This is a genomic window from Pseudomonas sp. P39-UII1, assembly GCF_039672635.1.
GTDB lineage: Bacteria > Pseudomonadota > Gammaproteobacteria > Pseudomonadales > Pseudomonadaceae > Aquipseudomonas.
On the sequence record NZ_JBDFPP010000004.1, the window covers coordinates 77,572 to 89,540 of the forward strand.

An 11,969-nucleotide genomic window follows, 5' to 3' on the forward strand; every position below is an offset into this window, starting at 1 on the left:
GGGTTGGGTATCTGCAGTGTGTCAGCGCAGGCTGCGTTGTGTATCGGACTGTAGTTATGGATTGCGTAGGAAAACCTCATTGCGGCGCATCGGAGCCTCGCACCGCGAAGTAGTCACGCATGGTTCATTTCAGCTCGATCTGTGCGCACAGCCCGCCGCCCTGGCGGTTACTCAGGGTCAACCGCCCTCCCATGGCCTGGGTCAACTGCTGTGCGATGGCCAACCCCAGGCCGGTGCCCCCGGTGCTGCGGTTGCGCGAGCTTTCCACCCGGTAGAACGGCTTGAGCACTTCGTTGAGCTCCGCTTCGGGAATGCCTGGGCCCTCGTCGAGCACGCGAATCAAGATCAGCCCGTGGTCACGGCTGACCTCCAGCTGGGCCTTGCCGGCGAACTTCAGGGCATTGTCCAGCAGGTTGACCAGCACCCTGCGCAATGCATGCGGGCGCGCTTCCAGCAAGCTGCCGGTAATGCCATGGCGTTCGACTTGAGCCCCGCTGTCCTGGTAGTCGAACACCACGCTGTCGAGGAAGGCATCGAGGTTGATGCGGCAGGCAGGCTCGGTGTTGATATCCATGCTGCGGGCATAGGCCACGCCTTCGCGCACCAGGTGCTCCATGGCATCCAGGTCATGCCACAACTTATCCTTTTCAACCCCCTCATCCATGACTTCGACACGCAGCTTCATGCGTGTGATCGGCGTTTGCAGGTCGTGGGAAATCGCTGCCAGCAATTGCATGCGTTCTTTGAGGTACGCCGCGATACGCGCCTGCAGCGCATTGAACGCCGTGGCGGCATATTGCACCTCGCGCGGGCCGCTTTCGTCCAGCCGCATGCCCGGTTTGTCCGGGTCGAGGTCGTCCAGCGCCTTGATCAGGCGGGTCAGCGGGCCGATGGCCAGGCGGACGGCCAGCCAGGTACAGAACAGCAACACGGCCAGCTGAATCAGCAGCACCCCTGGCAACCACTTGGCCACGGGCACGGGCGTCGGGGTTACGTCGATGGTCAGTGGCGCCCCGTCGGCCAGGCGCAGGTGGGCTTGAAAGTGTGCGTTCGGCCCGGGGATGTCCTGGAATGTCAGGCGATAGCCGTTGCCGATCGCCTTGACGATCGACTCCGCCGCCATTGGAGGGTCTTCGCTGGGCATTGCCGCGCCCGTCAGTCCTTCATCCAGCCGGTAGCGGTAGGTGCGTCGCTCGAGGCGCGGCAACCAGGCGGCGCGTTCGGCGGCGGGCAGGCGGTCGAGAATGGCCACCGAGGTGGCGACGTCCTGTTCCAGGTTGTTGAGCATCATCGAACGGCTGCTGATATAGCGCTCGTAGGCCTGCAGGCTGAATGACAGCCCGTAGGCCAGCACCAGCCCAGTGAAGAAGATCAGCGCCAGGCGCGAAGCCAGCGTGCGTGGCCACTTCATGACGGCGACTCGAGCAGCTGCACCGGCAGCGAAAACACATAGCCTTCGCTGCGTACGGTCTTGATGCAGCTGGGTTCACGGGCATCGTCACCCAGGCGCTGGCGCAGCCGGCTGACCAGCAGGTCGATGGAGCGGTCGAAGATGTCGGCCTCGCGGCCCTGCGTCAGGTTGAGCAGTTGTTCGCGGCTGAGCACCCGTTGCGGGTGGTCGAGAAACACCCGCAACAGGCGGTATTCGGCGCCGCTGAGGGCAACCAGGGTGCCTTCGCTGTCGAGCAGGTGGCGTGCGGTGGTGTCCAGGCGCCACTGGCCGAAGGCGAGCAGGCGGCTGCTTTCGCTGATGGTCAGGTTGGGCGGCAGCATGCGGGTGCGGCGTAGCACGGCATTGATACGCGCCAGCAGTTCGCGGGCGGAGAAGGGCTTGGTCAGGTAGTCGTCGGCGCCCATTTCCAGGCCGATGATGCGGTCGGTCTCGTCGTTGCGCGCGGTCAGCATCAGCACCGGCGTGTTGCGGTGCTTGCCGGCGCGCAGTTCGCGGCACAGCAGCAGGCCGTCATCGCCCGGCATCATGATGTCGAGGACGATCAGGTCGACGCTGTTGGCTTCGAGGAAGGCGCGCATCTGCCGGCCATCGGCGACGATGCTGGTGCGCAGGCCGTTCTTCTTCAGGTAGTTGCCGACCAGTTCGCGGATCTCGCGGTCGTCGTCGACGATCAGGATGTGATCGACATGTTCCATCGCTGGGGTCCTGTGCAAGGGGGTGGGCGCAGTGTATCGAGCAGGCGGGCGCTTGCCTGCAGGGGTTTGTATTGCAGTGTATCTGGCGCCTGCACAGATACAGCAGGAAGCACATCACAGGTTTGGCGACACATGCGCGATACCTGGCGGGGGTGAAATGGCTCTCGACCGGGGAGCAATACTCCTCACCCTTCGAAGCTGCACAGGAGCGATACCATGAACGTCAAAACCCTTGCTTGCGCCAGCCTGTTCGCGGTGCTCAGCTTTGGCACACTGGCTGCCCAGGCCGCCAGCATGCCGATGAACGAAAACAGTGCCATGCAGTATCGCTACGGCGACCATCTGGACGTTAAGAAAGTGCTGTCCGTCAAAGATGATCAAAGCAACGCCTGTGGCGTTGTCAACACTCGCATGAACTACCTGGACTCCAAAGGCCAGCACGAGAGTGTCGAATACCGCTCCTACGCCACGGCGGGTTGCCATGACAATTGATCATCGCGCGCTGTTGAAGGTGGGCGGCGTGGTCTTGGCGCTCGTCGGCCTGGGCCTGGCCGGCCACTTGATGGCCCGCGACAGCTACGGCGCCATGCCTTCGCTGTCGGGGGCCAGCGAGTGGCTCAACTCGCCGCCGCTGGATGCCCCGGCGCTCAAGGGCAAAGTGGTGCTGGTGGACTTCTGGACCTGGGACTGCATCAACTGCCAGCGCAGCTTGCCGCATGTGAACGACTGGGCCCGGCGTTATGCCGACCAGGGGCTGGTAGTGGTAGGTGTGCATACGCCGGAGTACGCCTACGAGCACGATGTCGCTCAGCTGAAAAGCAAAGTGACCCGCCTGGGCATCGGTTATCCGGTGGCGGTAGACAACGATTACCGGGTGTGGAATGCCTGGGGCAATCAGTTCTGGCCTGCCCATTACTTCATCGATCGACAGGGGCAGGTCAGGCATGTGCACGTTGGCGAGGGGGATTATGACGGGCAGGAGAACGTCATCCAGGCGTTGCTGGATGAAAAAGGTTGATGCGTGTCTGTGCCGGCCTCTTCGCGGGGCAAGCCCGCTCCCACAGCCATTGCGCTGAGTCGAGTATCAGCGGTGGCCTGTGGGAGCCGGCTTGGCCCGCGAAAGGGCCGGTGCTGGCTCAGCTGAAGCTGGCAAAATGCGCCTGCATCCGCCCCGCATCGGCCTCGCGCCCGCTGAACAGCTCGAACGCCTTGACCGCCTGGAATACCGCCATGTTGCTGCCATCCAGCGTTCGGCAGCCCAAAGCCCGCGCCGCGCGCAGCAGTTCGGTTTCCAGTGGGAAATAGATGATTTCAGCCACCCACAGCCGCGCGTGCAGCAGCTCTACCGGCAGTGGTGTGCCTGGCAACTTGGCCATGCCGACCGGCGTGGTGTTGACCAAGCCATCCGCCTCGGCCAGTTCACTGGCCAAGTGCGTACCGATGACTGCCCGGCCTACGCCGAAACGTGCATTGAGGTTGTCGACCAGCGCCTGCGCGCGTGCCGCATCCACTTCGAACAGCACCAGCCGCTCGACCCCTTCGCCCAGCAACGCATGGGCCACCGCTGACCCCGCGCCGCCCGCGCCCATCTGCACCACCTGGCGCCGGGCCACATCGGGCAGGCCGCGGCGCAAGCCTTCGGCAAAGCCCAGGCAATCGGTGTTGTGGCCGACGCGCTTGCCGTCCTTGAGGACCACAGTGTTTACCGCACCGATACCACTGGCCTCTTCGGACAATTCGTCGAGCAGCGGCAGGATCGCCTGCTTGAACGGGTAGGTAATGTTCAGCCCGGTGAAGCCGGTGTGCTGGGCGGCATCCAGCAGTTGCGGCAGGGCGCTGTCGTCCAGTTGCAACTGGTCGGCATCGATCAGGCGATAGAGATAACGCAGGGCCTGGGCATCGCCTTCGTGTTCGTGCAGGGCAGGCGTGCGCGAAAGCTGGATGCCACGGCCGATCAGGCCGGCAAGGATGGCTGGCTGGGTCATGCGGCCTGCTCCCGCAGCGTTTCGGCGAAGTGGCTCAGGGCCATGCGGTAGCCGTGGCTGCCCAGGCCGCAGATCACACCGACGGCGATCGACGAAACGAACGACAGGTGGCGGAAGGGCTCACGCTTGTGCACGTTGGACAGGTGCACTTCGATCACCGGCAGTTCACTGGCGACCAGTGCGTCGCGGATCGCCACCGAGGTGTGGGTCCATGCACCGGGGTTGATGACGATACCGGCGCAACGGTTGCGGGCCGCGTGGATCCAGTCGATCAGTTCGCCTTCATGGTTGGTCTGGCGGAATTCGATTTCCAGGCCGTGGGCGTGTGCCGTGTCGGCACAGCTCTGCGCAAGGTCGGCGAGGGTTTCACGGCCGTACTGAGCGGGTTCGCGGGTACCCAGCATATTCAGGTTAGGGCCGTTGAGCACGAGGATAAGGGGCTTCATGGCGGGCTTCGCTTTATTGTTGTTGAACGCCTTTATGTTTGTACCACCCGGTTAGTTTCGTCAATTGGGTTGACTGTCGCAGGGGGAAAAGTGGGCGATTATCGGACTGATGTTGCACGTGCCCGCCAACAGCCCGCAGTCAATCAGTGCTCGATTACACAATTGTAATGTTCACGCCAGCACCCCGATAACCACCGCTCCCTACAGTCCCTCGCCAACGCCCGCCGACGAGGACATCGAAGTGCCCACCCCCCGCAAGATCGTCATGCTCTGCCTGTTGCTGACGGCCGCCGCCAGCGCCCAGGCAGGGCAAGGCCTGAGCCTGCCCGAGGCGCTCGCCGCGGCCTTTGCCAACAACCCCGAGCTGGCCGCCGCCGGCCGCGAGATTGGCATTGCCGAGGGCGAGCGTCGCCAGGCAGGGCTGCTGCCCAACCCTGAATTGTCCTGGGAAGTCGAAGACACCCGCCGCGACACCAGCACCACCACCGTTACCCTCAGCCAGCCGCTGGAGCTGGGCGGCAAGCGCGGTGCGCGCATCGCCGTTGCCGGCAGCGGCCAGGCCATCGCCCAGCTCGAACTGGAGCGTCAGCGCAACGGCCTGCGTGCCGATGTGGTGCAGGCATTTCACGCCGCCCTGCGCGCGCAGACCGCGCTGGCGTTGGCGCAACAATCGCAGGCGCTGACCGAGCGAGGGGTGCGGGTGGTGCAGGGCCGGGTCAGCGCAGGCCAGTCGTCGCCGGTGGAAAGCACCCGCGCCCAGGTGCAGCTGGCTCAGGCGCAAGCCGAGGTACGTCGCGCCGAAACCCAACAGGCAGTGGCCTATCAGGCACTGGCGCGGCTGACTGGCAGCCCGGTGACGATGTTCGACCGGTTGTCGGCTGCCGAATTGTCCCCCGGTACGGCGCCAAAGGCCGAAACCCTGCTCGACAAGGTGGAGCAGACCGCCGACTGGCGCCTGGCCGCTGCGCAGATCGAACGTGGCGAGGCCTCGTTGGGTTCGGCCAAAGCCCAGCGTATTCCGGACCTGACCGTGAGCATCGGCAGCCAGTACAGCCGCGAAGATCGCGAGCAGGTCAACGTGGTGGGGTTATCCATGCCGCTGCCGCTGTTCGACCGCAACCAAGGCAATGTGCTGGCCGCCGCCCGCCGTACCGACCAGGCCCGCGACCTGCGCAATGCCGTCGAGCTGCGCGTGCGCAGCGAAACCCGCAGCGCCGTCAGCCAGTGGCACACGGCAATGCAGGAGGTTGACGCCTATGACCGGACCATCCTGCCCTCGGCGCAACAGGCCGTGGACACCGCCACCCGTGGTTTCGAGATGGGCAAGTTCGCCTTCCTCGACGTGCTCGATGCCCAACGCACGCTGATCGAGGCGCGCGGGCTGTACCTCGAGGCGCTCGCTGCGGCGACCGACGCGCGTGCACAGGTCGAGCGAATCTACGGCGACCTTGAGGGTTTGAGCAAAACACCGAACAGCAGGAGCAACCATGAATAACCCACGCAAGCTGGCCCTTCTGGCCGCCGCCATCGCCGTGCTCGGCCTTGGCGGCCTCGCCTGGACCGGCAACCTCGGGCAAGCCCGCAGTGGCGAGGCCAGCCACGACGACCACGGTGAAGGCAGCCACGGCCACGCTGAAGAAGCGGGTGAAGTGCATGAGGAAGAAGAAGGCCAGTTGCACTTGAGCAGCACCCAGATCGAGGCCGCCGGCATTCAGCTGGCCGCTGCAGCGCCGCGTGAACTGGGCACCGCGATCAGTTTCCCCGGCGAAATCCGCTTCGATGAGGATCGCACCGCGCACGTGGTCCCCCGAGTGCCCGGCGTGGTTGAGGCGGTGCACGCCGACCTCGGCCAGGCGGTCAAGCGTGGCCAGGTACTGGCGGTGATCGCCAGCCAGCAGATTTCCGACTTGCGCAGCGAGCAGCAGGCCGCCCAGCGCCGCCTCGAACTGGCGCGCCTGACCTTCCAGCGCGAGCAGCAACTGTGGCAGGAGCGCATCAGTGCCGAGCAGGACTATCAGCAGGCCCGTCAGGCCCTGCAGGAGGCCGAGATCGCCTTGGCCAATGCCCGGCAGAAAGTCGCCGCAGTCGGCCCGGCCGGGGCGGGCAACCGGTACGAGCTGCGGGCGCCTTTTGATGCGGTGGTGGTGGAAAAGCACCTGACCGTGGGTGAAGTGGTCGATGAGACCAGCAACGCATTCACCCTTTCTGACCTGAGCAGGGTCTGGGCCACGTTCGCCGTGGCCCCACGCGACCTGCTCAAGGTCACCACCGGGCGCAGCGTCACCGTCAGCGCACCGGACCTCGGCGCCGAGGTCGAGGGCAAGGTCAACTACGTCGGCAGCCTGCTCGGCGAGCAGAACCGCGCCGCCACCGTCCGCGCCACCCTGGCAAACCCCAACGGCGCCTGGCGCCCCGGGCTGTTCGTCAACATCGCTGTCAGCGTCGAGCGCTTCAACGCCGCCGTGGTGGTACCAGAAAGCGCACTGCAGACCTGGGAGCAGCAGACCGTGGTGTTTGCCCGTACCGAAGAGGGCTTCGAGGCTCGCCCGGTGAAGGCCGGGCGGCGTGACGCAGGCCAGGTGGAAATCACCGAAGGCCTTGCGGCCGGTACCCAGGTGGCTGCTGCGGGCAGCTTCGTCCTCAAGTCGGAGCTCGGCAAGGGCTCCGCCGAGCACAGTCATTGATCATGGGGATGCTTGCATGTTCGAACGCCTGATCCAATTCGCCATCGAGCAGCGCCTGGTGGTGATGCTTGCCGTGGTGCTGATGGCCGCCGTGGGTATCCACAGCTACCAGAAACTACCGATCGATGCCGTACCCGATATCACCAACGTCCAGGTGCAGATCAACACTGCCGCGCCCGGCTACTCGCCGCTGGAGACCGAACAGCGCATCACCTTCGCCATCGAAACTGCCATGGCCGGCCTGCCGGGGCTCAAGCAGACCCGCTCGCTGTCGCGCTCCGGCCTGTCACAGGTGACGGTCATCTTCGACGATGGCACCGACCTGTTCTTTGCCCGGCAACTGGTCAACGAGCGCCTGCAGGTGGCTCGCGAGCAGTTGCCCGCAGGTATCGAGGCCAGCATGGGGCCGATTTCCACCGGGCTGGGGGAAATCTTCCTGTGGACGGTGGAAGCCGAGGAGGGCGCGCTCAAGGACGACGGTACGCCCTACACGGCCACCGACCTGCGGGTGATCCAGGACTGGATCATCAAGCCGCAGTTGCGCAACGTGCCGGGGGTGGCTGAGGTCAATAGCATCGGAGGTCACGCCAAGCAATACCTGATCGCCCCAGAGCCCAAGCGCCTGTCGGCGTACAAACTCACCCTCAACGACCTGATCGCTGCCCTGGAACGCAACAACGCCAACGTCGGGGCGGGCTACATCGAGCGCAACGGCGAGCAGTTGCTGATCCGTGCCCCGGGGCAGTTGGCCTCGGCCGAGGACATCGCCAATATCGTCATTTCCAGCGCCGACGGCACGCCCATCCGTGTCAGCCATGTCGCGCAGGTCGGCCTGGGCGAGGAGCTGCGCTCCGGTGCTGCCACCGAAAACGGCCGTGAGGTGGTGCTGGGCACGGTGTTCATGCTGGTCGGTGAAAACAGCCGCACGGTGGCCCAGGCGGTCGCGGCCAAGCTCGTCGAGATCAACCGTAACCTGCCAAAGGGCGTGGTCGCGGTGACGGTGTATGACCGCACCAACCTGGTCGAGAAGGCTATCGCCACGGTCAAGAAGAACCTCATCGAGGGCGCGATCCTGGTGGTCGCCGTGCTGTTCCTGTTCCTGGGCAATATTCGCGCCGCGCTCATCACTGCCATGGTGATCCCGCTGTCGATGCTGTTCACCTTCACCGGCATGTTCAGCAACAAGGTCAGCGCCAACCTCATGAGCCTTGGCGCCCTGGACTTCGGCATCATCGTCGACGGCGCGGTGGTGATCGTCGAAAACGCCATCCGCCGCCTGGCCCATGCCCAGCAACGCCACGGCCGCATGCTGACCCGTGGCGAACGTTTTCACGAGGTGTTTGCCGCCGCCCGTGAAGCGCGCCGGCCGCTGATCTACGGCCAGTTGATCATCATGGTGGTGTACCTGCCGATCTTTGCCCTGACTGGGGTCGAAGGCAAGATGTTCCACCCCATGGCCTTCACCGTGGTAATCGCCCTGCTGGGCGCCATGATCCTCTCGGTGACCTTCGTGCCGGCAGCCATCGCGCTGTTCGTCACCGGCAAGGTCAAGGAGGAAGAGGGCGTGCTGATGCGCACTGCGCGCAAACGTTATGCCCCTGTGCTGGCCTGGGTGCTGGGCCGGCGCAAGCTGGCGTTTACCGGCGCCGCGTTACTGGTGCTGCTGTCCGGCATCATGGCCAGCCGCATGGGCAGCGAGTTCATCCCCAGCCTCAGCGAAGGCGACTTTGCCTTGCAGGCGCTGCGTGTACCGGGCACCAGCCTGTCGCAGTCGGTGGACATGCAACAGCGCCTGGAGCGCGCGATCATCACCCAGGTCCCGGAAGTGCAGCGGGTGTTTGCCCGTACCGGCACGGCCGAAATCGCCTCCGACCCGATGCCGCCGAACATCTCCGACGCCTACGTGATGCTGCACCCGCGCGAGCAATGGGCCGACCCTGGCAAGCCGCGTGAGGCGCTGATTGCCGAGGTGCAACGCGCCGCCGCCAGCGTGCCTGGCAGCAACTATGAGATGTCGCAACCGATCCAACTGCGCTTCAACGAGCTGATTTCCGGTGTGCGCAGCGACGTGGCGGTGAAGGTATTCGGTGACGACATGGAGGTGCTCAACCGCACCGCCGCGCAGATCGCCGCCAGCCTGCAGCAGGTGCCGGGTGCGTCGGAAGTGAAGGTGGAACAGACCACCGGCCTGCCAGTGCTGACCATCGACATCGACCGCGACAAGGCAGCGCGGCATGGCTTGAACGTGGGTGATGTGCAGGACGCCATCGCCATTGCCGTGGGCGGGCGCACGGCGGGCACGCTGTATGAAGGCGACCGCCGCTTCGACATGGTGGTGCGCCTTGCCGAGACGCTGCGCACCGATGTCGATGGCTTGGCCAGCCTGTTGATTCCAGTGCCTGCAAACGCGGCAGGCGGGGCTGGGCAAATTGGTTTCATTCCCCTGTCGCAGGTGGCGACACTGAACCTGCAACTAGGGCCGAACCAGGTCAGCCGCGAAGACGGCAAGCGTGTGGTGGTGGTCAGCGCCAACGTGCGCGGACGTGACCTGGGCTCGTTTGTCGAAGAGGCAGAGCAGACCCTGCTGCAGCAAGTGCCGATTCCACCCGGCTACTGGACCCGCTGGGGCGGCCAGTTCGAGCAGTTGCAGTCAGCCGCCGAGCGCCTGCAGGTGGTGGTGCCGGTAGCATTGCTGCTGGTGATGGGCTTGCTGCTGATGATGTTCAACAACCTGCGCGATGGCCTGCTGGTGTTCACCGGTATTCCTTTTGCCTTGACCGGCGGTGTGCTGGCGCTGTGGCTGCGGGACATTCCGCTGTCGATTTCGGCCGGCGTTGGTTTTATCGCGTTGTCTGGCGTGGCGGTGCTCAATGGCCTGGTGATGATTGCCTTTATCCGTAGCTTGCGCGAGGAAGGGCGCAGCTTGCGCGTTGCCGTTGAGGAGGGGGCGCTGACGCGCTTGCGGCCCGTGCTGATGACGGCGCTGGTGGCATCGCTCGGGTTTATCCCGATGGCGCTGGCCACGGGCACCGGGGCTGAAGTGCAGCGGCCGCTGGCGACGGTGGTGATTGGCGGGATCCTCTCATCCACGGCGCTGACCTTGCTGGTGTTGCCGGCGCTTTACCAGTGGGCGTATCGGCGTGAAGAGGCTGAGGAGGGTTGAGATGGCCGGGGCTGCTGCGCAGCCCATTCGCGACACAAGGCCGCTCCCGCAGCTACAGCGTTGGGGGCGGGCTTGCCCGCGAAAGGGCCGCAAATGCTCAAAGGACGCTACCGGCTGCTCGCCGTTCGCCGTCCACAGCCGGCTCTTCATGCAACGAAATCCGTGAAGTCTCCGGCAACGCCAACCCGCCCACCAACGCCACCAGTGCGATCACCACCAGGTAAAACGCCGGTGCCAGGCTGCTGCCGGTCTGCCCGATCAGCCAGGTCGCCACCAGCGGCGCGGTACCGCCAAACAGGGTATAGGCCACGTTGTAGGTAATCGCCGAGGCGGTATAGCGGGTGCGGGTGGGGAAGCTCTCCGACAACAACGCCGCGGTCACCACGCCACTGCACAATGCCCCCACCGCCAGCAGCATTACCCCCAGCAGCGCGCCCGACATCGAGCCGGAGCTGGCCAGCCAGTAGGCCGGAAACACGCAGACCATCACCCACAGGCACGTGAAGCCGATGGTCTTGCGCCGCCCCACCCGGTCCGAGAACGCGCCGGCCAACGGGCAACCGATGGCGGCGAACAGCAGCGCCACGGTAGTGACCAGCAACGATTGCGCGCGGGTCAGGTTGCCGACCAGTTGCAGGTAGGTGGCGAAGTAAGTGGTGAACATGTAGAACGACAGCGCCGTGAGCGAAATAAACGCCCCCAGGTTGCGTATGGCCCGGCCATGGTGGCGCAAGGTGTCCTTGAGCGGCGAATGCTCATGCACCTTGCCTTGGGCGATGGCCTCGCGGAACGCCGGGGTTTCTTCCATGCGCCAGCGCAGGTACAGGCCCACCAGGCCCAGCGGCGCCGCGACCAGGAAGGGTATGCGCCAGCCCCAGGCCGCCATCGCCTCGGCCGACAGGCTGGCTTCCAGGCCGTAGGCGATCACGGCCGCGCAGGCAAACGCCGAGAAGGTCGACACGGGCACGAAGCTGCCGTAGAACGCGCGCTTGTTCTGTGGCGCATGCTCCATCAGGTAAGCGCATGCCCCGGCGTACTCGCCGCCGGCCGAGAACCCTTGCAGGCAGCGCGCCAGGGTCAGCAGCGCCGGGGCGGCGATGCCGATACTGGCGTAGGTCGGCAACAGGCCGATCAGCGTGGTGGAGCCGGCCATCAGCAGGATCGTCAGCGACAGGATGCGCTTGCGCCCGAGCCGGTCGCCCAAGGCGCCGAACACGATCCCGCCGAGCGGCCGCAAGGCAAACGCCACGGCAAACACGGCGAAGGTCTTGAGCAAGGCCACGCTGGCATCACCGCTGGCAAAGAACTGGCTGGCAATGAGGGTGGCGAGGAAGCCGTAGACGGCAAAGTCGAACCACTCGACGAAATTGCCGATCGCCGAGGCGGCGATCACCCGGCGCAGGGTGGCGGGGGATACCTCATGAGTTGCGGACATATGGGAACGCTCCGGTTTCCAAAGGCAGCCTGGAGGGAAAGTGAGGCGGTCCGGGCCGCTTCATCATTTTTGTTACAGCCAGTAGACCGGCGCAGGTGGGAGGGCGCT

10 protein-coding genes are annotated in these 11,969 nt (G+C 65.2%); 5 read left to right on the plus strand and 5 right to left on the minus strand.

Annotated features, from left to right (window positions below; translation table 11 throughout):
- Nucleotides 1-124: 124 nt before the first annotated feature.
- Both ABEH27_RS07395 and ABEH27_RS07400 read right to left on the minus strand, forming a co-directional pair.
- Nucleotides 125-1,411: a HAMP domain-containing sensor histidine kinase gene (locus ABEH27_RS07395; protein ID WP_346612926.1), complete on the minus strand. Its 1,287-nt coding sequence runs from the start codon at nucleotides 1,409-1,411 to the stop codon at nucleotides 125-127.
- Nucleotides 1,408-2,148, minus strand: coding sequence for a response regulator (locus ABEH27_RS07400; protein WP_201207473.1), 741 nt, complete (start codon nucleotides 2,146-2,148; stop codon nucleotides 1,408-1,410). The genes ABEH27_RS07395 and ABEH27_RS07400 overlap by 4 nt, the downstream gene beginning before the upstream one ends.
- Before the next feature lie 216 nt (nucleotides 2,149-2,364).
- Here ABEH27_RS07400 and ABEH27_RS07405 point away from each other — a divergent pair, with 216 nt between their 5' ends.
- Nucleotides 2,365-2,640 (plus strand): DUF2790 domain-containing protein, encoded by a 276-nt coding sequence (locus ABEH27_RS07405; RefSeq protein WP_346612927.1) that lies wholly within the window; start codon nucleotides 2,365-2,367, stop codon nucleotides 2,638-2,640.
- Nucleotides 2,630-3,166, plus strand: coding sequence for a thioredoxin family protein (locus ABEH27_RS07410; RefSeq protein ID WP_346612928.1), 537 nt, complete (start codon nucleotides 2,630-2,632; stop codon nucleotides 3,164-3,166). Before ABEH27_RS07405 ends, ABEH27_RS07410 begins: the two co-directional genes overlap by 11 nt.
- 118 nt (nucleotides 3,167-3,284) lie before the next feature.
- On the opposite strand, the gene ABEH27_RS07415 is transcribed toward ABEH27_RS07410, so the two are convergent.
- Nucleotides 3,285-4,133, minus strand: a complete 849-nt coding sequence (locus tag ABEH27_RS07415; RefSeq protein WP_346612929.1) for a shikimate dehydrogenase — start codon at nucleotides 4,131-4,133, stop codon at nucleotides 3,285-3,287.
- Nucleotides 4,130-4,579, minus strand: a complete 450-nt coding sequence (gene aroQ / locus ABEH27_RS07420; protein ID WP_346612930.1) for a type II 3-dehydroquinate dehydratase — start codon at nucleotides 4,577-4,579, stop codon at nucleotides 4,130-4,132. Before aroQ ends, ABEH27_RS07415 begins: the two co-directional genes overlap by 4 nt.
- A 265-nt stretch (nucleotides 4,580-4,844) precedes the next feature.
- On the opposite strand from aroQ, the gene ABEH27_RS07425 reads away from it, so the two are divergent.
- From ABEH27_RS07425 to ABEH27_RS07435, 3 genes are read left to right on the plus strand one after another with little or no spacing between them, the layout of a single operon-like run.
- Nucleotides 4,845-6,074, plus strand: a complete 1,230-nt coding sequence (locus tag ABEH27_RS07425; RefSeq protein WP_346613194.1) for a TolC family protein — start codon at nucleotides 4,845-4,847, stop codon at nucleotides 6,072-6,074.
- On the plus strand, nucleotides 6,067-7,263 hold the full coding sequence (locus tag ABEH27_RS07430; protein ID WP_346612931.1) for an efflux RND transporter periplasmic adaptor subunit: 1,197 nt from the start codon (nucleotides 6,067-6,069) through the stop codon (nucleotides 7,261-7,263). Before ABEH27_RS07425 ends, ABEH27_RS07430 begins: the two co-directional genes overlap by 8 nt.
- Nucleotides 7,264-7,279: 16 nt before the next feature.
- A complete protein-coding gene (locus tag ABEH27_RS07435) occupies nucleotides 7,280-10,426 on the plus strand; it encodes a CusA/CzcA family heavy metal efflux RND transporter (RefSeq protein ID WP_346612932.1) in 3,147 nt (1,048 codons plus the stop codon).
- A gap of 97 nt (nucleotides 10,427-10,523) precedes the next feature.
- Here the strand turns inward: ABEH27_RS07435 and ABEH27_RS07440 are convergent, their stop codons facing one another.
- Entirely contained in the window at nucleotides 10,524-11,861 is a 1,338-nt protein-coding gene (locus ABEH27_RS07440) for an MFS transporter (protein ID WP_346612933.1), read from the minus strand.
- Nucleotides 11,862-11,969 lie beyond the last annotated feature (108 nt).

Excerpts from the sequence above, each read along its gene's own strand:
- ABEH27_RS07395 (WP_346612926.1), bottom strand. The coding sequence starts at position 1,411 with ATGAAGTGGCCACGCACGCTGGCTTCGCGCCTGGCGCTGATCTTCTTC.
- ABEH27_RS07400 (WP_201207473.1), bottom strand. The coding sequence starts at position 2,148 with ATGGAACATGTCGATCACATCCTGATCGTCGACGACGACCGCGAGATC.
- ABEH27_RS07405 (WP_346612927.1), top strand. The coding sequence starts at position 2,365 with ATGAACGTCAAAACCCTTGCTTGCGCCAGCCTGTTCGCGGTGCTCAGC.
- ABEH27_RS07410 (WP_346612928.1), top strand. The coding sequence starts at position 2,630 with ATGACAATTGATCATCGCGCGCTGTTGAAGGTGGGCGGCGTGGTCTTG.
- ABEH27_RS07415 (WP_346612929.1), bottom strand. The coding sequence starts at position 4,133 with ATGACCCAGCCAGCCATCCTTGCCGGCCTGATCGGCCGTGGCATCCAG.
- aroQ (WP_346612930.1), bottom strand. The coding sequence starts at position 4,579 with ATGAAGCCCCTTATCCTCGTGCTCAACGGCCCTAACCTGAATATGCTG.
- ABEH27_RS07425 (WP_346613194.1), top strand. The coding sequence starts at position 4,845 with ATGCTCTGCCTGTTGCTGACGGCCGCCGCCAGCGCCCAGGCAGGGCAA.
- ABEH27_RS07430 (WP_346612931.1), top strand. The coding sequence starts at position 6,067 with ATGAATAACCCACGCAAGCTGGCCCTTCTGGCCGCCGCCATCGCCGTG.
- ABEH27_RS07435 (WP_346612932.1), top strand. The coding sequence starts at position 7,280 with ATGTTCGAACGCCTGATCCAATTCGCCATCGAGCAGCGCCTGGTGGTG.
- ABEH27_RS07440 (WP_346612933.1), bottom strand. The coding sequence starts at position 11,861 with ATGTCCGCAACTCATGAGGTATCCCCCGCCACCCTGCGCCGGGTGATC.